Here is a 23,820-nt window from a genome sequence, read left to right on the forward strand (position 1 = left end):
TTCGGTCGTTCACAAAACCTGTGGGAGCGGGCTTGCCCGCGAAGGCGTCAGTGCTGTCGGCCTGACGTTTGGATCTGTGCAAGGAGGTCAGGTCTTGCGCGCTTCCTCTTCCAGTTGATCCGATTCGAACAGTCGCGCCAGTTCCGCGCGGGCTTCCTGAGCGGTCTGCAGGACTTTGGCCGCGTCGTCGTAAACGGCGTGCTGCGCCTCCAGCACTTGCTCGTCGTGGTGCTTGAAGCGCTTGATCCGCGCATCGGCCTGAGCCTGGGTCAAGCCCAGCCCGACCAGAGTGCGGCGGCTCATTTCCAGACTGGAGTAATAGGTCTCACGAATCGGCTCGGCGCCGACATCCACCAAGCGGTGCACGTGCTGACGGTTACGTGCGCGGGCGATGATCTTCATGTGCGGATACAGCTTGCGCACGATCTCGGCGGTCTTGATGTTGGTTTCCGGATCGTCCGTGGCAATCACGAAGTATTCCGCCTCACCAACCTTTGCCGCATTGAGGATTTCCGGGCGCATCGGGTCGCCGTAGAACACCGGCACGCCGCCAAAACTGCGCGACAGTTCGATGGTTTCAACTGAAGTGTCGAGGGCGACGAACCTGATGTTCTGCGCCCGCAGAATCCGCGCCACGATCTGGCCCATCCGACCCATGCCGGCGATCACCACGCGCGGTGCTTCGGTATCGATTTCGCGGAATTTCTCCGGTACTTCCACCGGCTGTACTTTCGGGCTGACCAGCCGCGCACAGATCAACAGCAGCAACGGCGTCAACGCCATCGACAGGGTGATAGTGAGCACCAGCAGGTCATACAGGCGCGGTTCGAACAGGCCCTGATCGCGCCCGATCTTGAACACCACAAAGGCAAATTCACCGCCGGCGGCGAGCACGATGCCCAGGCGAATTGCACTGACCTTGGTCAGCCCACCGGCCAGACGACCGACCACAAACAGCAGCGGCAACTTCAAGCCGATCAGCAACAGCGTCAGGCCCAGCACGGTGATCGGCGCACTCAGCAGCAGACTCAGGTTGGCGCCCATGCCGACGCTGATGAAAAACAGCCCAAGCAGCAAGCCCTTGAACGGCTCGATTTGCGCTTCCAGTTCATGTCGATATTCGGAGTCCGCCAGCAGCAGGCCGGCAAGGAAAGCCCCGAGGGCCATCGACACGCCGACCAGATCCATCAGCCACGCCGTACCAATCACCACCAGCAATGCGGTGGCGGTGGACACCTCCGGCAGACCGGTTTTTGCCACCACGCGGAACACCGGACGCAACAGATAACGCCCGCCGACCACCACCACGGCGATCCCGCCGAGTACTTGCAAACCGTGATTCAGGCTTTCTGCGTTGCTGGTGGCATGCGCGCTGCCGGCGAGCATCGGCACCAGCGCGATCAACGGGATCGCGGCGATGTCCTGAAACAGCAGAATCGCAAACGCCAGCCGCCCGTGCGGGCTGGTGAGTTCCTTGCGCTCGGCCAGGCTCTGCAGGCCGAATGCGGTGGACGACAGCGCCAGGCCAAGGCCGAGCACAATTGCACTGTTCAGCGGCTGACCGAACACATACAACGCCAGCACGCCGATCACCGCCGCTGTCAGCAGCACCTGCGCCAGACCCACGCCGAACACCGACTTGCGCATCACCCACAAGCGGCGTGGAGACAGTTCCAGGCCGATGATGAACAACAGCAGCACCACGCCCAGTTCGGAAATATGCGCGACGCTTTGCGGATTACCGATCAGACCGAGTACCGACGGGCCAATGATCACCCCCGCCAACAGATAACCGAGCACCGCGCCCAGTTGCAGACGTTTGGCCAAGGGCACGGTGAGCACTGCGGCGAACAGAAACACGACAGCGGCTTGTAACAGGTTGCCTTCATGGGGCATGGGTTGACTCCTGACAGCGGTACGGCGGGGGGTGACAAGGATAAAGGCTGAAACGATTCAAGATCCACCGAAGATCCCGTGCAGGAGCTGTCGAAGGCTGCGATCTTTTGATCTTGTTTTTGAAGATCAAAAGATCGCAGCCTTCGGCAGCTCCTACAGTGAGCCAGTGTAAATCTGTAATAATTTGCATCAAATGGTTACATTGATAGCCTTCGCGAATCAGTCTTTCCGAGTCCGCCATGGCCATCAACTTCGATCTCAACGACCTGCAAGCCTTTCGCGCGGTCGTCGAGCAGGGCAGCTTCCGCAAGGCCGCCGACACCGTGCGCCTGTCACAACCGGCCTTGAGCCGACGCATCGAAAAGCTCGAGGACGCCCTCGGCGTAAAACTGTTCGAACGCACCACGCGCAAAGTCAGCCTGACTCAGGCCGGGCGCGGCTTCATGCCCAGCGTCGAGCGTTTGCTGGATGATCTGGACGTGGCGTTGCTGGGCATCAGCGAAGTCGCTTCGACGCGAATGGGCCACGTCACCGTCGCCTGCGTGCCGTCGGCAGCCTACTACTTCATGCCGCGCGTGGTCGCCCATTATCACCGGCAATTCCCCCGCATCAAGGTCAAAGTCCTCGATTCCAGCGCCCACGACGTGCTCAGTGCGGTGGTCAATGGCGAGGCGGATTTCGGTTTGAGCTTCATCGGCACCCAGGATGCCAAAGTCGATTTCGAACCGCTTGTGCAGGAGTGCTACGTTGTCGCCTGTCGCCGTGATCATCCGTTGGCCGGGCGCAGCAGCGTGAGCTGGGACGAGTTCTATCAGCAGGATTACATCTCGCTGGACAAGACGTCCGGCAACCGGTTTCTGCTCGATCAGGCCTTGAGCCGAGTGGTGCCGCAACGCCAGAGCATCTGCGAGACGCGGCATGTGACGACGATGATTGGTCTGGTGGAAGCGGGGCTTGGCGTGGCGGCGGTGCCGCTGATGGCGATGCCCGGGCCGGATCATCCGATCCTGACCCGGGTGCCGCTGACCGATCCGCAAGTGATGCGCAGTGTCGGCATCATCAAACGCCGGGGTCGCACGTTGACCCCGGCAGCACTGGAGCTCGAACGGCTGGTGGTGGAAATGAAAGTCCAGCCGCCGACGATCAGCGCTTGACCGAATCCAGCCCGGTGGCTTGCACGTCAGCCTGGGCGGCAGGCGCGGCGAGGTAGTCGAGCAGGGCCTTGGCCTCTTTCGGATGCTGCGCACCGACCGGGATGCCGGCGGCAAAACGCGTCACCGACTGCACCGATTCCGGAATCTTGCCGACAAAACTCACCCCCGGCACCGGCAGCAATTCGCTGACCTGCTGGAAGCCCAGTTGATAATCGCCGGTGGCAACCACCGAACCGACCGGGACTTTCGGGATCATTTTCGCCTTAGGTTTCAGCTGATCTTCTACGCCGAGTTTGTTGAACAACTCCTTCTCGATGTACACGCCGCTGGCACTGTCGGAGTAGGCCACCGATGTTGCGTCGAGCAGGGTTTTCTTCAGGCTTTCGACGCTGCTGATGTCTGGCTTCGGCGCGCCTTCACGCACCACCAGACCGATCCGCGAATCCGCCAGTTCGACCCGCGAGGCCGGGTCGACCTTGCCTTGTTTGATCAAGTCATCGAGGGCATAGCCGACCATGATCACCACGTCGGCGTGTTCGCCACGGGCGAGGCGATTGGGGATCGCCTCCAGCGCCTTGCCCATCGACGGGCCGAGCTGGGTGTCGAGGGTGTTGCCGGTGGCCGCCGCGAATTTCGGGCCGAGGATTTTGTAGGCGGCGGTGAAACCGCCCGACGTCATCACGTTCAGCTGTTCAGCATGGGCCAGGGCGCTGAACGCGAAGAGGGCGATGGCGCTGAGATTTATCAGTTTTTTCAAGGTGATTGCTCCTTAGGCGGCAACCGATTGCAAACGGCCGCCTGCGCGGCGATAGAGGTACAGCGTGGCGCCCAACGCGCACAGTGCGCCGACGCTCATCCAGTAACCCGGCGCGGCCTTGTCGCCGGTGTACTGGATCAGGAAGGTCGACATCGCCGGGGTGAAACCGCCGAAAATCGCGGTCGCCAGGCTGTAGGCGAGGGAGAAGCCGGCCACCCGCACTTCCACCGGCATGATCTCGGTCAGCGCCGGAATCATTGCGCCGTTGTACATGCCGTAGATGAACGACAGCCACAACAGCGACAGCAACATGTGACTGAAGCTCGGCGCCTGCACCAGGTACGACAGCGCCGGGTAGGTGCTGGCCAGCGCCAGCAGCGACATCGCAATCAACACCGGACGCCGGCCGATGCGGTCGGACAACATGCCGCCAATCGGCAGCCACAAGAAGTTCGACACGCCCACCAGCAAGGTCACCAGCAACGCATCGGAAGTGCTCAGGTGCAGCACGGTTTTGCCGAAGGTCGGCGCGTACACGGTGATCAGGTAGAACGCCGTGGTGGTCAGCGCGACCATCAGCATGCCGCCGAGCACCACGCCCCAGTTCTGGCCGAGGGTGCGGAACACTTCTTTCATGCTCGGGCGGTGTTTGCGTGCGGCGAATTCTTCGGTTTCCGCCAGGTTACGGCGCAGCAGGAAGATGAACGGCACGATCAGGCAGCCGACGAAAAACGGAATCCGCCAGCCCCAATCGGCCACCACGCTCGGCGCCATCCACGCGTTCAGCGCATAGCCCAATGCTGCCGCGACGATGATCGCGACCTGCTGACTGGCTGACTGCCAAGCGGTGAAAAAGCCTTTGCGGCCCGGTGTGGCGATTTCCGACAAGTACACCGAAACACCGCCCAGTTCCGCACCGGCGGAGAAGCCCTGCAACAGCCGTCCGACCAACACCAGCGCTGGCGCAAACAGACCAATGGTCTCGTATCCGGGCACCAGCACAATCAGGATCGTGCCGCTGGCCATGATCGACAGGGTGACGATCAACCCTTTGCGCCGACCGACGTCATCGATGTAGGCACCCAGCACGATCGCCCCCAGCGGACGCATCAGAAAGCCTGCGCCGAACACCGCGAACGTCATCATCAGGGAAGCGAACTCACTGCTCGCCGGGAAGAACACCGCCGCGATCTGCGTGGCGTAGAAGCCGAACAGAAAGAAGTCGAACTGTTCGAGGAAGTTACCCGAGGTCACCCGGAAAATGGCGCCGGCCCGCGAGCCGCCGTGTGGGATTGAGGCTGTCATAGAAAAGATCTCCACCGCTTTTATGACGTGCGCGACGTGGAAGCGGCGCACGGTTGTTATTGCGGCGGATGGTCGCGCAGCTGTAACAGGATGTTAATTGCATTGTTGGCATGGATTGATGTGCAAAGTGGATCAATCCCCTGAAACACCCCTATTTGTGGGAGCGAGCCTGCTCGCGAAAGCGGTGTGTCAGGTAATGAAGAGGCTGAATGTGCCGACGCCATCGCTGGCAAGCCAGCTCCCACCGTTTTGCGGTGTACGCGCTGTTCCTGCAACACCAAGAAAACCTGTGGGGGCTGGCTTGCCAGCGATAGCGGCCTCACGGACAACTACAATCCCCGGCCAGTCCACGCAAAAAACAAGGAATGATTCCAGTCCTCCGCAGTCGGAGTACAGGCATCACACACCTGAAGGAGGTTCACCGATGAACAGCAAAACCCTAATCGCCAGCCTGGCCCTCGTCGCCGGCATTGCCGGGATCAGCCCACTTGTTCAAGCGGCGCAAACCTCAAGCGAACCCACCGTCCAATCGCCGACCAGCGACCGTGAATTGAAGGTCAACGACCGCGCTCCAGACATTTATCAGCGCAGCGACAAGGCATTGAAAAACTGGAAACAGAAAGGCTTGAAAGCACCGGTCGACCAGGCGCAGTGGGTGCAGATCAACGACAAGTACGTGATGGTCATGATCACCAACGGCACCATTGTCGAGATGCAGCCTGTCGAGCGTTAAGCACTTCGGCAACAATTGGCCATGGACGGTCGATTGCATTCGGGCGCCATTCGAGTAAAACCCGAAAGGCGTTTCGAGTGACTGGATGTCAGGAGCAATCGTTGGAAAAGAAACCGCTTTATCGCAAGGTAAATACCACTGCCCACAACGTCTGGCGCAACAATCAGGGCAGCCACTATCGGTATGAGCGCAATACCAAAGCCGAGAGGCGCAGCGAGGCAACGCGGGGTTCGATGCACGGGATCAAGCATCACGGCTACGATTACACCCCATTATTTCGCTTTCTGTTATCTCGCGTCGGAGGTAACTGGGATGAGATTTACAGTGAGGCGGTGGCGCGCCTTGATCGCCCGGAGCCAGTGTTCTGGATCGTGTCCATCCATGAAGACGATCGCGAGGAGATCGTGCGAGTGGGTGAGTCGAGCTACTTCAGTGGTCTGTACGTCGATGAGCAAAAGTGCCTGCAAATCGTCAACCCGGATTTGAAGGCCGAGGAGATGAAACCCCATTGCCAATGTTGTACCCATACTTTCAATGGTGTCGTATTTGGCTTGCCTCCTGACTGAGCAACTCCACTCGACCCTGATTTAATACCTGCCCACCCCCCAATCGATACTGATTATTCCCACTGCGCTTGGCCTCATACATCGCCAGGTCGGCAATGTGCAGCAGTCGGTCCATGGTTGGCGCATGGTCCGGAAATACCGCGACGCCAAGGCTGGTGCCGATGTGGCGCTGGTCGTTGCCGATGCTGATCGGCGGCGACAGTTCGATGAAAATCTTCTGACAGATGCTGCGGGCTTCCTCCTGCAGGTTGAGGCTCGGGGCCAGGCCTTGCAGGATCACCACGAATTCGTCGCCGCCAATCCGCGCGACGGTGTCGGTGGCGCGCAGGATGCGTTTCAGACGCGTCGCAGTGGTGATCAGCACGCGGTCGCCGGCGGCATGACCGTAATGGTCGTTGATCGCCTTGAAACCATTGAGATCGATAAACACCAGTGCCACGCGGGTCAGGCTGCGGCGCGCCTGTTCCAGTGCTTCGGATAAACGCTCTTCAAGCACCAGGCGATTGGGCAGACCGGTCAACGGGTCGAAGTGGGCGAGGTGCTGAAGGTAACTCGCCGAGGCTTTTTCCTCAGTGATGTCGCGCACCACACCCATCATCTTGATCACCGCATCGTGATCGTTGCGCACCACATTGCCGGTTTCCCGCAGCCAGCGAATCGTGCCGTCGGGCCAGACCACGCGGTATTCCTCGTCGTGGTTTTCACCGGTCTCCAGACAGCGCAATTCACCGTCGCGCACTCTGACGCGGTCGTCCGGGTGCACGCAGGCGCAGAACAGCGCATAAGACGGTGTGATCTCGCCGATCTTGAACCCGAACATGCCGTAGATCGCGTCCGACCAATACAGCCGGTCGGTGTCGACTTCCCAATCCCAAGTGCCGATACGGGCAAAGTACTGGCTGCGTTTGAAACGCTCGGCGTCACCGTCCTGGTGGATGTTCTGGCGTTCGGTGGCGCGGGTCAGCAGCTCGCGGTATTCGTCCAGTTGCTTGCGCAAACCGCGCTCGCGCCAGATCAGGACAGCGATCAATCCAAGCATGACAACGCCAAGGGCAAGGCTGATCCAGAGGTCAGTCATTCGGGAACTGCCAGCATGAACAATCGATCCGTGAAGTAATGGCGGTTGGCTATCTTAATGGGTTGTCAGTCACTTCGGATACAGCGCCAATCTTCGTTAATGAGTTGCGAACAGCCGCCATTTCTGGGAAAACGGCGGCCAGCTGAACAATAGAGTGAATGGCATGAATGATGAACTGCAGGTAATCGATCTCCAGGTGGGCGAGGGCAAGGCCGCCGTCAAAGGCGCACTGATCACCACCCACTACACTGGCTGGCTGGAAGACGGTAGCGAATTCGACTCTTCCCACAGCCGAGGCAAACCTTTCCAGTGCGTGATTGGCACGGGCCGGGTGATCAAGGGCTGGGACCAGGGGCTGATGGGCATGCAAGTGGGCGGCAAGCGCAAGCTGCTGGTGCCAGCGCATCTGGGGTACGGCGAACGAACGATGGGCAAGATTCCGCCGAATTCGAATCTGGTGTTTGAGATTGAGTTGCTGGAGGTTTTGACGCGGGAGGATTGAGGATAGCGAGTGTCGAAGCTGTCCGGATGAGGGGTGGGGACCCTCATCCCAATCTCTGTAATTTGAGCACTCGTCCGGCGGGTCAGGTGAATGTGTGGATATCGTCAAGCGTGTCTTCAATTATGCCCTTCAGAGCAGGGAACTTCCTCTGAACGGTTTCGAGCGCGGGCAGGACGGTTTCGGTATTCATTTCGCCATGGCGGCGAGCGATGTGGCCGAGAGCGGTAATCGCAGATGCCACAATCGCTTCAGTTTTGTTGGTGAGATATTTCAGGCAGGTGTCTTGAGCCCAGGCTCTGTCGGTTTCGTTCAGACCGATAGACACCAGAGCGGAAACGACACTTTCGTCCACGTCGCTGGCGAGGCGTCTTATGGCTTCATCATGGCTGAGTGATGGGTCTTGATAAATGAGGCTCATTTTTTTGCTCCGAGGATATTGCCTTTGTTGTCTACTTTTTTGGCTTTGATCAGTGCATTTTTCATATCTTGATGAAGTTTATCCCATGCCCGTACGTGGCCGTGGTAGATATCTCCGCCCGTGCGGTCAAAGACAACTAGCTCATTTGTATCCGGATCGACACCAATTCGGCGGGGCGATGTGGGCTTTACCTGAACAGAGTTTTCCAATGCTTCCTGACCATTGGTAGGCCCCTTACTTTTCACGGGTGTATCTTTTTTTCCGTGGTAACTCGCCGCGTCGAATTCAAGCGCCAGGACAATATAAAGCGGTTTGATCCCTGAGTTGGCCGGGAACACCAGAATGAAGTCCTGATATTGCGGCGGATAAATCGGGTTGACGATGATTTTGTCCGCCTGTTCTGTCGGCGGATAAATCCATATCTGTGGCGCTTGCGGCGCACTTTCCAGTGGCGGGATTCCCGTGGTACTGGAAGGGTCAACAACGGGAGTCCAGATCAGTGCTGCCCCATTACCGAAGTCCGCAACTTGTTGCGTTCCTTGCTCGACGAACTTTACGACAGGAATCATCTCCCAATCACTGCGCGTCTGGGTGTTATATCCGTACCCTTTCAGAGTGCCATCAGGCTGTTGTTCTACGTGCAGTCGGACACGAGTTCGGCCTTTGTCGAGTGATTTGAGTTGTTCTTCTGTGTACAGAGAACTGTCGCCCAAACTCGATGGCCAAAGCAGTGCGACTATTCCGAGTAATGCTCCAGCGCCAACACCTCCAGTCGCAACGGCTGCACCGTTCACTGCGCTACCACTTGTGCCTGCTACGGCAGTCAAACCTAGAGCAAGCGTTCCTGCTGAGTTGGGCAAGTGGCTGCCGCAGATTTTTTTCAGCGGTATGTTTCCGACGGCGTCTCGTTCGCGGCCGCCTAGCAGGGAAAACTCTCCAAAGTCGGCCAGCCTCTCTACCGGTATAAACCCGGCGGGGCTAGTGTGATTGATAACACCATCAGGAAGTTTGCAGCTTTTGGTAAACACACAGCCTTTAACAGCGCGCTGATACTTTAGCGGTTGTTTGATCAATCGATCTTCATACGCCTGCTGCCTGGCCAGCATATCGTCATAAGCAGATTGTCTTGCCTCCCTCTCCGCCAGTTCGCTGATTGTCATGTAGCGGCTGGTAATGTGGTGACCGTCACCAGTCGGTGGGTTTTGAACACGGGGTATATCTTTTTTACGCACCATCAGTGTCCTTGTTACATCGTTTTTGAAAGCGATGCGGACGCTATATGAAGATGCTTTTTATAGCTGTAGGAAGGGTCTGAAATCCAAGTGATTGTTACAAATGTAAAAAATCAAGTTTGTGGTATCGCAGCTTAATTTACCCATCCAACCGTTAAGTAAATCGTCGAGGCTTGACTGAGTAAGTGTGCGCATCAGTTAGGCAAGCAGACGCTTGAAAAAGCGCTTGGATTCGTGTGAGTAACTCTTCATGGATCAGCCTTTTTTCCCGGGTTTGACCTTCGGATATTCGATAGTAGAGAGGGCTCCTGCGCGAGCAGGCTCGCTCCCACAGTGGGAGTGAAATCGCTTTCAGCATCCCGTTCATCCCTTGAATGCTCACCGAACTTGCGATTGCCCAAGCCATCGGCGATTATGCGCGCCATATAGGGGTAGGGGGTATAGGTATGTCGCACATTCACGAACACAAAGACGAGTTGCTCAACCGCGTGCGGCGGATTGCCGGGCAGGTGCAGGCGGTGGAGAAAGCGCTGGAAGGCGATGCCGATTGCGCCAAGACCTTGCACCTGGTGGCGGCGATTCGCGGGGCGGTCAACGGGTTGATGGAGCAGTTCATCGAGGCCCACACCCGTGAGCACGTGGCGCATCCCGACCTCACCGACGAACAGCGCGCTCAGGGCGCCGAAGATCTGTTGCAAGCCATCCGCCGTTATTCCAAATAGAGCATCCGCATCATGAGCCTGACCCCAAGCGCTGAGCGTTTCAGCCACGATCACCAGTTTCTCGGCGCATCTCACGACGAAAACGCCCGCCGCACCTTGTGGGTGGTGGCGCTGACGTTCGTGATGATGATCGGCGAGATCGCCGCCGGCTACATCACCGGCTCCATGGCCCTGCTGGCCGATGGTTTCCACATGGCGACCCATGCCGGCGCGTTGGGTATCGCCGCGGCAGCCTATGGTTTTGCCCGGCGCAATGCCAACAACCGCCGCTACAGTTTCGGCACCGGCAAAGTCGGCGATCTGGCCGGATTTGCTTCGGCGATGGTGCTGGGGCTGGTGTCGCTGGGCATTGCCGGCGAGTCGATTTTTCGTTTGTTCGAACCGACCACCGTGGCGTTTGGCGAAGCCACTGTTATTGCGATTGTCGGCTTGGGCGTAAACGTCCTCAGCGCCTTCCTGTTGATGGGCCATCACGGCCATGACCACGGCCATCAGCATGACCACGGTCATGATCATCATCACCATCACGACAACAATCTGCGCTCGGCCTACGTCCATGTGCTGGCCGATGCCCTGACCTCGGTGCTGGCGATTGCCGCGTTGCTGGCCGGGCGCTATCTCGGTTGGGTATGGCTGGACCCGGCGATGGGGATTGTCGGTTCGATTGTCATCGCGAAATGGGCTTACAACCTGATGCGCGACAGCGCCGCCGTGCTGCTCGACACCACCGACGAGCCGGTGGCGGCGGAGATCCGCGAGTTGCTGGAAGCCTCCGACGATGTACGCATCAGCGATCTGCATGTCTGGCAGGTCGGCCCGCAGGCGCGGGCGGCGATTGTCAGTGTGGTCGCGGCGGCGGGCGTGACGGCGGAGGCGATTCGCGAACGGCTGGCGCCGGTGCATGAGCTGTCGCACCTGACCATCGAGTTGCGTAGCGCTTAAGGTCGCACTGCGCTGAACAGTGGAATCCGCCCGTTGAGGGAAGGGCGGTAATGCCACGTCAGTTGTTGCAGATTCATACCCTGATCAAGGATTTTTCTGACAGTCGCAGCGGCAATACTCAGCGCCAGTGTCTGCCCCGGACACTGATGCCGGCCGCTGCCAAAGCTGAAACTGCGCCGGTCAGGACGATCCAGCAGAAACCGGTCGGGCTCTGCATTTAACAAGGGATCGCGGTTGGCCGAGGCCAGCAGCACCAGAATCACCTCGCCAGCCTCGAGCCGCACGCCATCGATCTCGCAAGTCTGTGCGACAAAGCGTCGAGTGTTCTGCACCGGCGGATCAAAGCGCTGAACCTCGGCCAACAGTGCGTCCACAGAGGCGCCACGTAACTCGGGCTGACGTTGCAGCGCTATCAGTGCATTGCCGATCAGCCCGGCTGTCGCCTCAAATGTCTGCGAGCAGAGACCGATCAGGTTGGCGGTCAGGGGTTCTTTGTCCCCTGCGAATCGCTGCTCGATAGCCTGGAGCAAATCACTGTTGGCTTCAGCGAGCAACTCGATGAAATAACCGCGCAATTGCTCAGCCGCCGCATGCGCCGCCGCCAGTTGCAGGTCATTGCTCAACGGCGACAGGCAGGCGACGAAATCCGCCGTCAGCTCACTGATCGCCCGGCCTTGCGCCGGGGTGAAGCCGAGCAGCGTCGCGACCACGCACACCGGGCCGCGAAACATCGCCTTATATAAGCCGTCGGCGTCCGCGGTCATCAGCCGTGCTGCCACCAATGCGCGTACCTGAACGTCATCGATCAACTGCAGCGCCGGTTCCATCGCAGAGCGTGGGCAGCGCTGACGTTCGCCGTCGTTCATCCGCATCAACTGCCCGAATACCTGGCCGGCCGTCCCCGAAGCAATCGCCTTGGGCACCGGTTCCTGCAGCGGCCGCACCCGACAATCGGCATGCGTCAGCACCGCACGCACCGCTCGGGCGCTGCTGGCGACCCACAGTCTCAATCCATGATCAAAGGTCAGTCCGCCCTCGGCGCGCAGTTTGGCGTAGTAAGGGTAGGGATCGGCATGCGTCGCAGCGATGATCGGGTCCATGGTTCATAACCTTGTCGTCGGGAAAGTGATGCGAGTATCTTCAGTTCGCAGCGGCGACGATTCGTCGGGGAGCGAAATATGCACGCAGAACATCAAGACATCGGCGTTTCGCAGGTGGCAGCCGCCATCGCCGAACCGGCACGCACCAAAATCCTCTGCTCGCTGATGGACGGCCACGCCCGCACCAGCACTGAATTGGCCGCCGTTGCCGAGGTCAGTGCCTCCACTGCCAGCGCGCACTTGGCCAAACTCAAGGATCTGTCGCTGGTGCGCTTGCACGTGCAGGGCCGCCATCGTTATTACAGCCTCGCTGATCAACGGGTGGCGCAGGCGCTGGAAGCGTTGATGGTGATCGGCCAGAACGCCGTGCCGAGCTTCAAGCCGCACACTCCAGATCGTCTGCAATTCGCGCGCACCTGCTATGACCATATGGCTGGCACGCTGGCGGTGTTGCTGCATGACCGTTTGCTCGCGGCGGGATGGCTGGTGGAAACCGACGAGCGGGCTTATCGCTTGAGCGAGAGTGGCGAGGCGCTGTTCGTGGATTTGGGTATTGAGGTACAGGACTTGAGTACCTTGCGCCGCAAGCTCGCTTGCCCGTGCCTGGACTGGAGCATGCGTCGGCCGCATCTGGGCGGTTCGTTGGGTGCGGCGTTGTTGCAGATGGCGTTGAAACGCAAGTGGGTGACGCAGGATCTTGATAGTCGGGCGTTGGCATTGACCGTGGCGGGGCGAAAGGCAATAGATACGCGGTTTGGTCTTGAGTTGCCGTTAGACGCGAAGGTCAAAAGATCGCAGCCTGCGGCAGCTCCAACAGTAATCGCGTACACCCGATAATTCTCGGCGCTGCTCAGTCCCTGTATGAGCTGCCGAAGGCTGCGATCTTTTGATCCCGTTTTGCACCTTGTGCCAATCCAATAGACTCGATACTGTACGCATAACCAGTATCGAGTCTCCGCCATGCAAATCATCGACAAGCTCAGCATTCTCGCCGACGCCGCCAAGTACGACGCTTCCTGCGCCAGCAGCGGTGCGCCCAAGCGTAGCTCCGAGGGCAAGACCGGGTTGGGCTCGACCGATGGCATGGGCATCTGCCACAGCTACACGCCGGACGGTCGTTGCGTGTCGCTGCTGAAAATCCTCCTGACCAATTTCTGTCTCTACGACTGCCAATATTGCGTCAACCGCCGCTCCAGCGATGTGCCGCGCGCACGCTTCACCCCCGAGGAAGTGGTCACGCTGACCCTGGATTTCTACCGGCGCAACTGCGTCAGCGGGCTGTTTCTCAGTTCGGGGATCATCCGTTCGGCGGACTACACCATGGAACAACTGGTACGCGTGGCAAAGCTGTTGCGCGAACAGCACGAGTTTCGCGGCTACATCCACCTCAAGACCATTCCCGAGGCCGACCCGGCGTTGATCGAGGAGGCCGGGCGTTATGCCGATCGCCTCAGCGTCAATATCGAACTGCCCACCGATGCCAGCCTGCAAACCCTGGCGCCGGAGAAACAGATCGGTTCGATCAAGCAAGCGATGAACACCATTTACACTGGCGTGCAAACGGTGCTCAACGAACCGCGATCGACGAAATTCGCCCCCGCCGGGCAAAGTACGCAAATGATCGTCGGCGCCGATGACACCGACGACAGCACGATCCTGCACAGCGCTCAGTCGCTGTATGGCAACTACCGCTTGCGCCGCGTCTACTACTCGGCCTTCAGTCCGATTCCCGACAGCCCGAAAAGCGTGCCGCTGGCCGCGCCGCCGCTGATGCGCGAACACCGTCTGTATCAAGCCGATTTCCTCTTGCGCAGCTACGGCTACAACGCAGATGAGTTGCTCAAGGGCCCGGGTAATCTGGCGCTGGACATCGACCCCAAACTGGCTTGGGCGCTGCAGAATCGCGAAGTGTTTCCGCTGGACCTGAACCGCGCCGAGCCGTCGCTGATCGCGCGCATCCCCGGCATTGGCCTGCGTACCACCGAACGTCTGGTGCAATTGCGCCAGCAACGGCGCATTCGCTACGAAGACGTGGCGCGCATGCGCTGTGTGCTGGCCAAGGCCAAGCCCTTCATCATCACCAGCGACTACCACCCGCAACAGGCGGAAGTCACCAGCCACATGCTCTATCAGCAACTGCGCGACCGGCCGCAGCCGCAGCAGATGGGATTGTGGGGATGATCAATCTCGATTGCGACGACCTGTTCGACACCTGGCGCCAACAGGCGCGCTGGCTGCTCAGCCATGAAGTCGACCCGAGTCTGGTGAGCTGGGCGTCGGAAGGGGTGAGCGATCTGTTTGCCAGTGACGTCTCGGTGCCGGAGGGGCAGGGGCCGTTTCAGGCACGTATCCCCCGTGCACTGCTCGATACCCTGGAGCAAGCCGCGCGCTACCGGGGCGACCAGCGCTGGAGTCTGTTGTATGAAGTGCTGTGGCGAGTCAGCCACGGCGACCGCACAGCGATGATGGCCGGCGATAAACTCGGCAGCGAGTTGCAGCGGCGCATCAAGCAGGTACACCGCGAAGCCCACCATTTGCATGCGTTCGTGCGTTTCATCGAACGCCCGCAGGATCAGCCGGGCCCGCAATACGTCGCATGGCACGAGCCGGCCCACGACATCCTGCACAGCGCCAGCGAGCATTTCATCGGGCGCATGGGCCGGCATCGCTGGTTGATCGCCACCCCGCGTGACGGGGTTTATTACGATGGCGAGCAATTGATCCATCAACGCCAATGCCCACTGGAATGGCAGCAACTGGCGCAGAACGTCGATGACCCGCACGGCGAGTTGTGGCTGACGTACTACAGCCACATCTTCAACCCGGCGCGGTTGAACGAGAAGGTCATGCAAGGGCACTTGCCGGTGCGTTTCTGGAAGAATCTGCCGGAAGGGGAGTTGATTCCCGGATTGATTACCCAGGCGCGCACGGGCAAGCAACAGAATGGTCAGGCCAGCGGGATCGCTGCGCGAGGCGGGAAGCGGATTGCGGTGAAATAGAATCAAAAGATCAAAAGATCGCAGCCTGNCCTGTAGGAGCTGCCGCAGGCTGCGATCTTTTGATCTTGATTCTCACAACCAAAAAGCCCCCCATCAATCACTTGATGGAGGGCTTTTGTACAACTGGCCGTCAGATCAAACCTTGACGATCCAGCCCGCTGGCGCTTCGATGTCGCCGGTCTGCACGCCAGTCAGTTCTTTGTAGAGCTTCTGGGTGACCGGGCCGACTTCGGTTTCGCTGTGGAACACGTGCAGGTGGTCGTTGTAGCTGATGCCGCCGATCGGAGTGATCACCGCAGCGGTACCGCAGGCGCCGGCTTCCTTGAAGTCCGACAGCTTGTCGATCAGCACGTCGCCTTCCACCACTTCCAGGCCCAGACGGGTTTTCGCCAGTTCGATCAGCGACAGACGGGTGATGCCTGGCAGTACGGAGGGCGAGTTCGGGGTGACGAACTTGTTGTCGTGGGTGATCCCGAAGAAGTTGGCCGAACCGACTTCCTCGATTTTCTTGTGGGTCAGCGGATCCAGATAGATAGCGTCAGCGAAGTGCGCCTTCTTGGCCTGGGAGCCCGGCATCAGGCTGGCGGCGTAGTTGCCACCGACCTTGGCCGCACCGGTGCCCTGTGGGGCAGCGCGGTCGAAGCTGGAGATCTGGAAGTTGTGCGGGGTCAGGCCGCCCTTGAAGTAGGCGCCGACCGGGATCGCGAATACCGAGAAGATGAACTCTGGCGCGGTGCGCACGCCGATGTTGTCACCCACGCCGATCACGAACGGACGCAGGTACAGCGCGCCGCCGGTGCCGTATGGCGGGATGAAGCGCTCGTTGGCGCGAACCACTTCTTTGCACGCTTCGATGAACTGCTCGGTCGATACGTGCGGCATCAGCAGGCGAGCGCAGCTGCGCTGCATGCGCGCGGCGTTCTGGTCCGGACGGAACAGGTTGATCGAGCCGTCCTTGCAACGATAAGCCTTCAGGCCTTCGAAGCACTGCTGGCCATAGTGAAGGGCCGTCGAGCCTTCGCTGATGTGCAGCACGTTGTCTTCGGTCAGGGTGCCTTTGTCCCACTCGCCATTGCGAAAGTACGACAGATAGCGTTTGTCGGTCTTGATGTAGTCAAAACCCAGCTTGTCCCAATTGATGCTTTCGTTACCCATGACACCCTCTATCACTGAACAACCGTCGAAACGGTTCAGGCTTCTGACGTTTTTTTGGATGGGCACAACAATACTTCATTCTGGAGCGGTTTCGCAGCCCGGACGATGGGGGGAAAAGCAGATTTATTAGCCTGCTTATGAAAAATCCTTGTCCATCGCTGAAAAGATCGCAGCCTGCGGCAGCTCCTACAGAATCGGCAACCCCCCTGTAGGAGCTGCCGCAGGCTGCGATCTTTTGATCTTTAAAGGTGCAACGCATGCCCCAACGCACGCAACGCCGCTTCCTGCACCGCTTCACCCAGGGTCGGATGCGCATGGATGGTGCCGCCAATGTCTTCCAGGCGTGCGCCCATTTCCAGGCTTTGCGCAAACGCGGTCGACAATTCGGAAACACCTGCTCCGACTGCCTGCCAGCCGACAATCACATGATTGTCGCGACGCGCGACCACGCGCACGAAGCCGCTTTTCGATTCCAGGGTCATCGCCCGGCCATTGGCGGCGAACGGGAAGCTGGAAACGACGCAGTCCAGCCCGGCAGCCTTGGCCTCGTCCGGGGTCTGGCCGACCACCACCAGTTCCGGGTCGGTGAAGCACACGGCGGCGATGGCGGTCGGGTTGAATTCGCGGTGCTTGCCGCTGATCAGTTCGGCGACCATTTCGCCCTGGGCCATGGCGCGGTGCGCGAGCATCGGTTCGCCGCTCAGGTCGCCGATGGCGTAGACGTTGCGCATGCTGGTCTGGCAGCGGTTGTCGATCTTGATCGCCGAGCCGTTCATGTCCAGATTCAGCGCTTCGAGGTTCCAGCCCTGCGTATTCGGCTTGCGACCGACTGCCACCAGCACCTGATTGGTTTCCAGATTGAGGGTGTCGCCGTTCGGGTCACGCACCTGCAAGGTGCCATCGAAACCCAGCACGCTGTGCTTGAGATAGAGCTTCACGCCCAGTTGCTTCAGCGCTTCGTGCACCGGTTGGGTCAGCTCGGCATCGTAGGCTGGCAGGATACGATCCTGCGCCTCGACCACACTGACTTCGGCGCCGAGCTTGCGGTAAGCAATGCCCAGCTCCAGACCGATATAACCGCCGCCGACCACCACCAGACGTTTGGGTACCGCTTTCGGTGCCAGCGCTTCGGTGGAGGAGATGATCGGCCCGCCGATTGGCAGGATCGGCAGGTTGACGCTGGTTGAACCGGTGGCCAGCACCAGATGTTCGCACTGGATACGTGTATCGCCGACCTCGACGGTTTTGCCGTCGATGACTTTGGCCCAGCCATGGATGACCTGGACCTTGTTCTTTTTCAGCAGTGCGGCGACACCGGTGGTCAGGCGATCGACGATGCCGTCCTTCCACTCGACGCTTTTGCCGATGTCGAGGGTCGGCGCGGAAACGCTGATGCCCAGTGCCGAATGCTGGTTGTGGTGTTGAGTCTGGTGAAACTGCTCGGCTACATGAATCAGCGCTTTCGACGGAATGCAGCCGATGTTCAAGCAGGTGCCCCCCAGCGATTGACCCTCGACCAGAATCGTCGAAATGCCCAGTTGTCCGGCGCGAATCGCCGTGACGTAACCGCCGGGGCCGCCGCCGATGATCAGCAGCGTGGTGTTCAAGGTTTGCATGGCATCACTCCACAAACAGAGTCGCGGGTTGTTCGAGCAGACCACGAATGGCCTGGATGAAGAGCGCCGCGTCCATGCCGTCGACCACGCGGTGATCGAAGGAGCTGGAGAGGTTCATCATCTTGCGTATCACCACCTGGCCTTTGACGACCATTGGCCGTTCGACGATTTTGTTCACGCCGACGATGGCCACTTCCGGCAGGTTCAGCACCGGCGTGCTGACGATGCCGCCCAGCGCACCGAGGCTGGTCAGGGTGATGGTCGAGCCGGACAATTCGTCGCGACTGGCCTTGCCATTGCGGGCAGCATTGGCCAGACGCGAGATTTCTGCGGCGCTGTCCCACAGGCTGCGCGCTTCGGCGTGACGCACTACTGGCACCATCAGGCCGACATCGCTTTGCGTGGCGACGCCGACATGCACTGCGCCGAGGCGGGTGATGACCTGGGCTTCGTCGTCGTAACGGGCGTTCATCTGCGGGAAGTCGCGCAGAGCGACGACCAACGCGCGCACCAGGAACGGCAGCAAGGTCAACTTGCCCCGGCTGGCGCCGTGTTTCTCATTCAGATGCGCGCGCAGTTCTTCGATGGCGGTGACGTCGATTTCTTCGACGTAGCTGAAGTGCGCGGCACGCTGGGTGGCGTCCTGCATGCGTTGGGCGATCTTGCGGCGCATGCCGATTACTTGAATCTGTTCTTCGTCGTTGCGCTGGGCGTAAGCGGCGGCGAGCGGTGCCGAAGCGTTCGACTGCCCCTGCGCCAGATAGGCTTCGAGGTCTTCGTGCAGCACACGGCCGGCCGGGCCGGAACCGCGCACCAGACGCAACTGAATGCCCAGATCCAGCGCATGTTTGCGCACCGCCGGCGAGGCCAGCGGACGTTCATTGGCCTCGCGGGCAACCATCGGGCCTTGGCAAACCGGTGCCGGACGCGGTGCAGCAGCGGCCGCAGGTTTGCTCTCGGCAGCTGTCTCAACTTTCGCCGCAGCAGGTGCCTCTTTCGCAGCAACCGGTGCTGGCGCGGCGGATTCCTTCAGGTTTCCGGCACCTTCGACTTCGATGCTGATCAGCACACTGCCGACCGCCATCACTTCCCCCGGCTGACCGCCGAGGGCAATCACCTTGCCGTGTACCGGCGAGGGAATATCGACCATCGCCTTGTCGGTCATCACGTCCGCCAGCACCTGGTCTTCAACGACCAGATCGCCAACCTTGACGTGCCACTGCGACAGCTCTACTTCTGCGATGCCTTCGCCGATGTCCGGCATCTTGATAACGTGCGTGCCCATTCAGACCTCCATGACCCGTTTCAACGCCGCGCCCACTCGGGACGGCCCTGGGAAATACGCCCACTCTTGCGCGTGCGGGTAGGGGGTGTCCCAACCGGTGACGCGTTCGATCGGCGCTTCCAGGTGATGGAAGCAATGCTCTTGCACCAGCGCTACCAACTCGGCGCCGAAACCGCAGGTGCGGGTGGCTTCGTGCACCACCACGCAACGACCGGTTTTTTTCACCGATTTGACGATGGTGTCCAGGTCCAGCGGCCACAGGCTGCGCAGGTCGATGACTTCGGCATCCACGCCGGATTCTTCAGCAGCCACTTGCGACACGTAAACGGTAGTGCCGTAGGTCAGCACGGTCACGTCCTTGCCCGGACGGGTGATCGCGGCGACGTCCAGCGGTACGGTGTAGTAACCGTCTGGCACCTGAGCTTGGGGGTGTTTCGACCACGGGGTCACCGGGCGGTCGTGGTGGCCGTCGAACGGGCCGTTGTACAGGCGTTTTGGCTCGAGGAAGATCACCGGGTCATCGTTTTCGATGGAGGCGATCAGCAGGCCTTTGGCGTCGTACGGGTTGGACGGCATGACGGTGCGCAGACCACAGACCTGAGTGAACATCGCCTCGATGCTCTGGCTGTGGGTCTGGCCGCCGTAGATCCCGCCGCCGCAGGGCATGCGCAGGGTCATCGGCGCAGTGAACTCGCCGGCCGAGCGATAACGCAGGCGTGCGGCTTCGGAAATGATCTGGTCGGAAGCGGGGTAGACGTAGTCGGCGAACTGAATCTCGGCCACCGGACGCAAGCCGTAGGCGCCCATGCCTACCGCCACACCGACGATGCCGCTTTCGGAGATCGGTGCGTCGAATACCCGCGAGGTGCCGTACTTGGTCTGCAGGCCTTCGGTGCAACGGAACACGCCGCCGAAGTAGCCGACGTCCTGACCGAATACCACCACATTGTCGTCACGCTCAAGCATCACATCCATGGCCGAGCGCAGGGCCTGGATCATGGTCATGGTGGTCGTGGTCATGGCGGTTTCCAACTGAATATTGTTGTTGTGATCGTTCATGTCAGATCCCCAACTGCTGACGCTGGCGCTTCAAGTGCTCCGGCATCTCTTTGTAGACGTCTTCGAACATGGTCGCGGCGCTAGGAATCTGCCCGCCAGCGAGGGTGCCGTACTGTTCGGCCTGTTTCTGCGCGGCAATCACTTCGGCTTCAAGCTCGGCGCTGACGGCGGCGTGCTCTTCTTCCGACCAGTGGCCGACCTTGATCAGGTGCTGCTTCAGGCGGGCAATCGGGTCGCCCAGCGGGAAGTGGCTCCAGTCGTCGGCAGGCCGGTATTTCGACGGATCGTCGGAGGTCGAGTGCGGGCCGGCGCGGTAGGTGACCCACTCGATCATGGTCGGGCCGAGGTTGCGCCGGGCGCGTTCGGCAGCCCAGGCGGAAGCGGCGTAGACCGCGTAGAAGTCGTTGCCATCGACCCGCAACGAGGCGATGCCGCAACCGACGCCGCGTCCGGCGAAGGTGGTGGCTTCACCTCCGGCGATGGCCTGGAAGGTCGAGATTGCCCATTGGTTGTTGACCACGTTGAGAATCACTGGCGCGCGGTAAACGTGGGCGAAGGTGAGGGCGGTGTGGAAGTCCGATTCGGCGGTGGCACCGTCACCGATCCACGCCGAGGCGATTTTGGTGTCGCCCTTGATCGCCGAGGCCATGCCCCAGCCGACGGCTTGAATGAACTGAGTGGCGAGGTTGCCGGAGATGGTGAAGAAGCCGGCGTCCTTGACCGAGTACATGATTGGCAACTGCCGGCCCTTGAGCGGATCGCGCTCGTTGGACAGCAGCTGGCAGATCAGGTCGACCAGCGGCACTTCGCGGGCCATCAGGATGCTTTGCTGGCGGTACGTCGGGAAGCACATGTCGTCGATGTTCAAGGCCAGGGCCTGGGCGCTGCCGATGGCTTCTTCGCCAAGGCTTTGCATGTAGAACGACATTTTTTTCTGGCGCTGGGCGACCACCATGCGGTTGTCGTAAATCCGCGTCTTGAGCATGGCGCGCATGCCCTTGCGCAGGATGTCGACTGGCACATTTTCAGCCCAGGGACCGAGGGCGTTGCCCTGATCGTCGAGCACCCGAATCAGCCCACGCGCCAGGTCGGCGGTGTCGGCAGGTTCGACGTCAATGGAAGGTTTGCGCACCGTGCCGGCATCGGTCAGATGCAGGTAGGAGAAGTCGGTTTTGCAGCCTGGGCGGCCCGAGGGTTCAGGGACGTGCAGACGCAGCGGTTCATACGCTTGGGTCATGGCTTCTACGCTCGATCTTGTGAATTTCTTGTAGTGAGCTGGCAATCATTCTTGGGTGAAAGAAATCTTGTCCTACAACAATCATAGGCCCGGCGGAGAAGAATATTTCTCTCTGTTTCGTTGCGCTGGAGATGATTTGCAGATAGAAATTCTGCATAAACATAAAAAACAGGTGGTTTTGTCTCATGCGCAAACTGGACCGTACCGACATCGGCATTCTCAACAGCCTTCAGGAGAATGCGCGCATCACCAACGCCGACCTCGCACGCTCGGTGAACCTGTCGCCGACGCCGTGTTTCAACCGGGTCAAGGCGATGGAAGAATTAGGCCTGATTCGCGAGCAGGTGACGCTGCTGGATGCCGATCTGCTGGGCCTGCATGTGAACGTGTTCATTCACGTCAGTCTGGAGAAGCAGGTCGAGGAGGCGTTGCAGCATTTCGAAGAGGCGATCTCCGACCGCCCCGAGGTGATGGAGTGCTACCTGATGGCCGGCGACCCGGACTACCTGATCCGGGTGCTGGTGCCGACGATTCAGGCGCTGGAGCGGTTCATGATGGACTTTCTGACCAAGGTGCCGGGCGTTGCGAATATCCGCTCGAGTTTTGCCTTGAAGCAGGTGCGCTACAAGACGGCGCTGCCGTTGCCAGCGAATGGGTTGACCCTCGGGTCCTGAAGATCAAAAGATCGCAGCCTGCGGCAGCTCCTACGCAGGGCACGCACAAACCATGTCCCTGTAGGAGCTGCCGAAGGCTGCGATCTTTTGCTTTTAGAGCTTGTTGATCGGCACCTTCAGGTAAACCACACCATTGTCCTCGGCCGCCGGAAAATTCCCCGCCCGCACATTCACCTGAATCGCCGGCAGCAACAGCGTCGGCATGCCCAACCCGGCATCGCGTTTGGTGCGCATCTCGACAAACGCCGCCTCGTCGATCCCGTCATGCACATGAATATTGCTCTTGCGCTGTTCGCCAACGGTGGTCTGGCACTGCGCGGCGCGGCCTTCTGGCGGGTAATCGTGGCAAACGTAGAGTTTGACGCTGGCCGGGAAGGCCAGCAGTTTGTGGATCGAGTTGAACAACTGATGCGCGTCGCCGCCGGGGAAGTCGCAGCGGGCGGTGCCGACGTCGGGCATGAACAGCGTGTCGCCGACCAGAATCTGTTCGCCGTCGATCAGATAAGCCATGTCTGCCGGGGTGTGGCCGGGGACGTGCAGGGCGGTGGCTTTGAGGTTGCCGATCCTGAACGACTCGTTCGGCGCGAACAGGTGATCGAACTGCGAGCCGTCGACGCAGAACTCCGGCTCCAGATTGAACAGCGCCTTGAACACATTCTGCACTTTGCTGATCGACTCACCGATGGCGATCTTGCCGCCCAGTTCGCGGCGCAGGTACGGCGCGGCGGACAGGTGGTCGGCGTGGGCGTGGGTTTCCAGCAGCCATTGCACCTGCAGGCGGTGGTCACGGACGAAGGCGATGATTTTGTCGGCCTGTACGGTGCAGGTACGACCGGCAGCGCCGTCGTAATCAAGCACCGGATCGACGATTGCACATTGCCCGCCATCGGCTTCATAGACCACATAGCTGTAGGTCGAAGAGGCGGGGTCGAGGAAAGCTTCAATCTGCGCGGGCATGGACACCAACCTGAATCAGGGAAATGGGTTGCAACACTTTATCTAAAAACATAATGTTCGCAGCTTAAGTGACGTTGAAGGCATCGTGCAAATGCAATCCAGTCTGACCGAATGTGAAGTCGCCCAACTGCGGGCGTCCGCCTCCAAGGCCTGCGCGCTGCTCAAGGCGTTGGCCAATGAGGATCGCCTGTTGATCCTGTGCCAGCTGACTCAGGGCGAACGCAACGTCGGCGAGCTGGAAAAAATCACCGGCGTGCGCCAGCCGACGCTGTCCCAGCAACTGGGCATCCTGCGCGATGAAGGCCTGGTGGCGACCCGCCGCGAAGGCAAATACATCTTTTACGGCCTGGCCAGCCCTGAAGTGATTCAGGTGATGAAGACCCTGTCCGGACTGTATTGCGGGGCGGTGCTCAAGAGCTGGGGCCACCCATAA

Annotated in this window: 24 protein-coding genes; 11 read left to right on the forward strand and 13 right to left on the reverse strand. The window is 60.0% G+C overall.

The features are described from left to right. Window positions 1–87 precede the first annotated feature (87 nt). Entirely contained in the window at window positions 88–1,896 is a 1,809-nt protein-coding gene (locus tag ACTJKS_RS25385; RefSeq protein ID WP_198760308.1) for a monovalent cation:proton antiporter-2 (CPA2) family protein, read from the reverse strand. Window positions 1,897–2,135: 239 nt separating this feature from the next. On the opposite strand from ACTJKS_RS25385, the gene ACTJKS_RS25390 reads away from it, so the two are divergent. Beyond that, a complete protein-coding gene (locus ACTJKS_RS25390) occupies window positions 2,136–3,050 on the forward strand; it encodes a LysR family transcriptional regulator (RefSeq protein ID WP_440829036.1) in 915 nt (304 codons plus the stop codon). Here ACTJKS_RS25390 and ACTJKS_RS25395 read toward each other — a convergent pair. Both ACTJKS_RS25395 and ACTJKS_RS25400 read right to left on the reverse strand, forming a co-directional pair. After that, entirely contained in the window at window positions 3,040–3,807 is a 768-nt protein-coding gene (locus ACTJKS_RS25395) for a substrate-binding domain-containing protein (protein ID WP_108183032.1), read from the reverse strand. The two genes, ACTJKS_RS25390 and ACTJKS_RS25395, sit on opposite strands and share 11 nt — an antisense overlap. Window positions 3,808–3,819: 12 nt before the next feature. Next, window positions 3,820–5,112 carry an MFS transporter gene (locus tag ACTJKS_RS25400; RefSeq protein WP_198758983.1) on the reverse strand — a complete coding sequence of 431 codons (1,293 nt, stop codon included), beginning with the start codon at window positions 5,110–5,112 and terminating at the stop codon, window positions 3,820–3,822. 424 nt (window positions 5,113–5,536) lie between these two features. On the opposite strand from ACTJKS_RS25400, the gene ACTJKS_RS25405 reads away from it, so the two are divergent. Both ACTJKS_RS25405 and ACTJKS_RS25410 read left to right on the forward strand, forming a co-directional pair. Continuing rightward, window positions 5,537–5,845: an RcnB family protein gene (locus ACTJKS_RS25405; protein ID WP_027613230.1), complete on the forward strand. Its 309-nt coding sequence runs from the start codon at window positions 5,537–5,539 to the stop codon at window positions 5,843–5,845. Window positions 5,846–5,946: 101 nt separating this feature from the next. Next, window positions 5,947–6,411, forward strand: coding sequence for a hypothetical protein (locus ACTJKS_RS25410; protein WP_198758982.1), 465 nt, complete (start codon window positions 5,947–5,949; stop codon window positions 6,409–6,411). On the opposite strand, the gene ACTJKS_RS25415 is transcribed toward ACTJKS_RS25410, so the two are convergent. Continuing rightward, window positions 6,377–7,489, reverse strand: a complete 1,113-nt coding sequence (locus tag ACTJKS_RS25415; RefSeq protein ID WP_262949551.1) for a sensor domain-containing diguanylate cyclase — start codon at window positions 7,487–7,489, stop codon at window positions 6,377–6,379. The genes ACTJKS_RS25410 and ACTJKS_RS25415 overlap by 35 nt on opposite strands. Window positions 7,490–7,652: 163 nt before the next feature. On the opposite strand from ACTJKS_RS25415, the gene ACTJKS_RS25420 reads away from it, so the two are divergent. Then, entirely contained in the window at window positions 7,653–7,991 is a 339-nt protein-coding gene (locus ACTJKS_RS25420) for an FKBP-type peptidyl-prolyl cis-trans isomerase (protein WP_041073359.1), read from the forward strand. Window positions 7,992–8,073: 82 nt separating this feature from the next. On the opposite strand, the gene ACTJKS_RS25425 is transcribed toward ACTJKS_RS25420, so the two are convergent. Together ACTJKS_RS25425 and ACTJKS_RS25430 are read right to left on the reverse strand one after the other, a co-directional pair. Beyond that, on the reverse strand, window positions 8,074–8,409 hold the full coding sequence (locus ACTJKS_RS25425) for a hypothetical protein (protein WP_262949554.1): 336 nt from the start codon (window positions 8,407–8,409) through the stop codon (window positions 8,074–8,076). Then, window positions 8,406–9,644 carry an S-type pyocin domain-containing protein gene (locus tag ACTJKS_RS25430; RefSeq protein WP_262949556.1) on the reverse strand — a complete coding sequence of 413 codons (1,239 nt, stop codon included), beginning with the start codon at window positions 9,642–9,644 and terminating at the stop codon, window positions 8,406–8,408. The genes ACTJKS_RS25425 and ACTJKS_RS25430 overlap by 4 nt, the downstream gene beginning before the upstream one ends. Window positions 9,645–10,087: 443 nt before the next feature. Between ACTJKS_RS25430 and ACTJKS_RS25435 the strand changes: the two genes are divergently transcribed. Both ACTJKS_RS25435 and dmeF read left to right on the forward strand, forming a co-directional pair. After that, window positions 10,088–10,363, forward strand: coding sequence for a metal/formaldehyde-sensitive transcriptional repressor (locus ACTJKS_RS25435; RefSeq protein ID WP_003223990.1), 276 nt, complete (start codon window positions 10,088–10,090; stop codon window positions 10,361–10,363). Between the two features lie 12 nt (window positions 10,364–10,375). Beyond that, window positions 10,376–11,305 carry a CDF family Co(II)/Ni(II) efflux transporter DmeF gene (gene dmeF / locus ACTJKS_RS25440; protein ID WP_108183023.1) on the forward strand — a complete coding sequence of 310 codons (930 nt, stop codon included), beginning with the start codon at window positions 10,376–10,378 and terminating at the stop codon, window positions 11,303–11,305. Here dmeF and ACTJKS_RS25445 read toward each other — a convergent pair. After that, entirely contained in the window at window positions 11,302–12,405 is a 1,104-nt protein-coding gene (locus ACTJKS_RS25445) for a cytochrome P450 (protein WP_108183022.1), read from the reverse strand. The genes dmeF and ACTJKS_RS25445 overlap by 4 nt on opposite strands. Window positions 12,406–12,483: 78 nt before the next feature. Here ACTJKS_RS25445 and ACTJKS_RS25450 point away from each other — a divergent pair, with 78 nt between their 5' ends. The 3 genes from ACTJKS_RS25450 (at window position 12,484) to ACTJKS_RS25460 (ending at window position 15,404) form a co-directional block, all read left to right on the forward strand. Then, window positions 12,484–13,242 (forward strand): ArsR/SmtB family transcription factor, encoded by a 759-nt coding sequence (locus ACTJKS_RS25450; protein WP_108183021.1) that lies wholly within the window; start codon window positions 12,484–12,486, stop codon window positions 13,240–13,242. A gap of 123 nt (window positions 13,243–13,365) precedes the next feature. Beyond that, window positions 13,366–14,586, forward strand: a complete 1,221-nt coding sequence (locus ACTJKS_RS25455; protein WP_174377225.1) for a putative DNA modification/repair radical SAM protein — start codon at window positions 13,366–13,368, stop codon at window positions 14,584–14,586. Next, window positions 14,583–15,404: a TIGR03915 family putative DNA repair protein gene (locus ACTJKS_RS25460; RefSeq protein ID WP_198758977.1), complete on the forward strand. Its 822-nt coding sequence runs from the start codon at window positions 14,583–14,585 to the stop codon at window positions 15,402–15,404. The genes ACTJKS_RS25455 and ACTJKS_RS25460 overlap by 4 nt, the downstream gene beginning before the upstream one ends. Before the next feature lie 135 nt (window positions 15,405–15,539). On the opposite strand, the gene ACTJKS_RS25465 is transcribed toward ACTJKS_RS25460, so the two are convergent. The 5 genes from ACTJKS_RS25465 to ACTJKS_RS25485 all read right to left on the reverse strand — a co-directional run bounded on the left by ACTJKS_RS25465 (window position 15,540) and on the right by ACTJKS_RS25485 (window position 21,756). Then, window positions 15,540–16,559, reverse strand: coding sequence for a branched-chain amino acid aminotransferase (locus ACTJKS_RS25465; RefSeq protein WP_047293591.1), 1,020 nt, complete (start codon window positions 16,557–16,559; stop codon window positions 15,540–15,542). Window positions 16,560–16,801: 242 nt separating this feature from the next. Continuing rightward, entirely contained in the window at window positions 16,802–18,175 is a 1,374-nt protein-coding gene (gene lpdA / locus ACTJKS_RS25470) for a dihydrolipoyl dehydrogenase (protein ID WP_262949558.1), read from the reverse strand. Window positions 18,176–18,179: 4 nt separating this feature from the next. After that, entirely contained in the window at window positions 18,180–19,460 is a 1,281-nt protein-coding gene (locus ACTJKS_RS25475) for a dihydrolipoamide acetyltransferase family protein (RefSeq protein ID WP_086792665.1), read from the reverse strand. Next, entirely contained in the window at window positions 19,461–20,519 is a 1,059-nt protein-coding gene (locus ACTJKS_RS25480; RefSeq protein WP_041073339.1) for an alpha-ketoacid dehydrogenase subunit beta, read from the reverse strand. A 1-nt stretch (window position 20,520) separates the two neighbouring features. Further along, a complete protein-coding gene (locus tag ACTJKS_RS25485; RefSeq protein WP_041073337.1) occupies window positions 20,521–21,756 on the reverse strand; it encodes a 3-methyl-2-oxobutanoate dehydrogenase (2-methylpropanoyl-transferring) subunit alpha in 1,236 nt (411 codons plus the stop codon). Window positions 21,757–21,941: 185 nt separating this feature from the next. Here ACTJKS_RS25485 and bkdR point away from each other — a divergent pair, with 185 nt between their 5' ends. Next, window positions 21,942–22,430, forward strand: a complete 489-nt coding sequence (gene bkdR / locus ACTJKS_RS25490; RefSeq protein ID WP_027613216.1) for a Bkd operon transcriptional regulator BkdR — start codon at window positions 21,942–21,944, stop codon at window positions 22,428–22,430. A 93-nt stretch (window positions 22,431–22,523) separates the two neighbouring features. On the opposite strand, the gene ACTJKS_RS25495 is transcribed toward bkdR, so the two are convergent. Then, on the reverse strand, window positions 22,524–23,387 hold the full coding sequence (locus ACTJKS_RS25495) for an MBL fold metallo-hydrolase (RefSeq protein ID WP_108183015.1): 864 nt from the start codon (window positions 23,385–23,387) through the stop codon (window positions 22,524–22,526). Window positions 23,388–23,478: 91 nt separating this feature from the next. Between ACTJKS_RS25495 and ACTJKS_RS25500 the strand changes: the two genes are divergently transcribed. Further along, window positions 23,479–23,820 carry an ArsR/SmtB family transcription factor gene (locus tag ACTJKS_RS25500; RefSeq protein WP_041073332.1) on the forward strand — a complete coding sequence of 114 codons (342 nt, stop codon included), beginning with the start codon at window positions 23,479–23,481 and terminating at the stop codon, window positions 23,818–23,820.

It is taken from the genome of Pseudomonas sp. 22189 (genome assembly GCF_052045635.1).
Lineage (GTDB): Bacteria > Pseudomonadota > Gammaproteobacteria > Pseudomonadales > Pseudomonadaceae > Aquipseudomonas > Aquipseudomonas parakoreensis.

Bases quoted from the DNA above. Each gene is read 5' to 3' on its own strand.
- ACTJKS_RS25385 (WP_198760308.1), bottom strand. From the start codon at position 1,896: ATGCCCCATGAAGGCAACCTGTTACAAGCCGCTGTCGTGTTTCTGTTC.
- ACTJKS_RS25390 (WP_440829036.1), top strand. From the start codon at position 2,136: ATGGCCATCAACTTCGATCTCAACGACCTGCAAGCCTTTCGCGCGGTC.
- ACTJKS_RS25400 (WP_198758983.1), bottom strand. From the start codon at position 5,112: ATGACAGCCTCAATCCCACACGGCGGCTCGCGGGCCGGCGCCATTTTC.
- ACTJKS_RS25405 (WP_027613230.1), top strand. From the start codon at position 5,537: ATGAACAGCAAAACCCTAATCGCCAGCCTGGCCCTCGTCGCCGGCATT.
- ACTJKS_RS25415 (WP_262949551.1), bottom strand. From the start codon at position 7,489: ATGACTGACCTCTGGATCAGCCTTGCCCTTGGCGTTGTCATGCTTGGA.
- ACTJKS_RS25420 (WP_041073359.1), top strand. From the start codon at position 7,653: ATGAATGATGAACTGCAGGTAATCGATCTCCAGGTGGGCGAGGGCAAG.
- ACTJKS_RS25425 (WP_262949554.1), bottom strand. From the start codon at position 8,409: ATGAGCCTCATTTATCAAGACCCATCACTCAGCCATGATGAAGCCATA.
- ACTJKS_RS25430 (WP_262949556.1), bottom strand. From the start codon at position 9,644: ATGGTGCGTAAAAAAGATATACCCCGTGTTCAAAACCCACCGACTGGT.
- ACTJKS_RS25435 (WP_003223990.1), top strand. From the start codon at position 10,088: ATGTCGCACATTCACGAACACAAAGACGAGTTGCTCAACCGCGTGCGG.
- dmeF (WP_108183023.1), top strand. From the start codon at position 10,376: ATGAGCCTGACCCCAAGCGCTGAGCGTTTCAGCCACGATCACCAGTTT.
- ACTJKS_RS25445 (WP_108183022.1), bottom strand. From the start codon at position 12,405: ATGGACCCGATCATCGCTGCGACGCATGCCGATCCCTACCCTTACTAC.
- ACTJKS_RS25450 (WP_108183021.1), top strand. From the start codon at position 12,484: ATGCACGCAGAACATCAAGACATCGGCGTTTCGCAGGTGGCAGCCGCC.
- ACTJKS_RS25455 (WP_174377225.1), top strand. From the start codon at position 13,366: ATGCAAATCATCGACAAGCTCAGCATTCTCGCCGACGCCGCCAAGTAC.
- ACTJKS_RS25460 (WP_198758977.1), top strand. From the start codon at position 14,583: ATGATCAATCTCGATTGCGACGACCTGTTCGACACCTGGCGCCAACAG.
- ACTJKS_RS25465 (WP_047293591.1), bottom strand. From the start codon at position 16,559: ATGGGTAACGAAAGCATCAATTGGGACAAGCTGGGTTTTGACTACATC.
- lpdA (WP_262949558.1), bottom strand. From the start codon at position 18,175: ATGCAAACCTTGAACACCACGCTGCTGATCATCGGCGGCGGCCCCGGC.
- ACTJKS_RS25475 (WP_086792665.1), bottom strand. From the start codon at position 19,460: ATGGGCACGCACGTTATCAAGATGCCGGACATCGGCGAAGGCATCGCA.
- ACTJKS_RS25480 (WP_041073339.1), bottom strand. From the start codon at position 20,519: ATGAACGATCACAACAACAATATTCAGTTGGAAACCGCCATGACCACG.
- ACTJKS_RS25485 (WP_041073337.1), bottom strand. From the start codon at position 21,756: ATGACCCAAGCGTATGAACCGCTGCGTCTGCACGTCCCTGAACCCTCG.
- bkdR (WP_027613216.1), top strand. From the start codon at position 21,942: ATGCGCAAACTGGACCGTACCGACATCGGCATTCTCAACAGCCTTCAG.
- ACTJKS_RS25495 (WP_108183015.1), bottom strand. From the start codon at position 23,387: ATGCCCGCGCAGATTGAAGCTTTCCTCGACCCCGCCTCTTCGACCTAC.
- ACTJKS_RS25500 (WP_041073332.1), top strand. From the start codon at position 23,479: ATGCAATCCAGTCTGACCGAATGTGAAGTCGCCCAACTGCGGGCGTCC.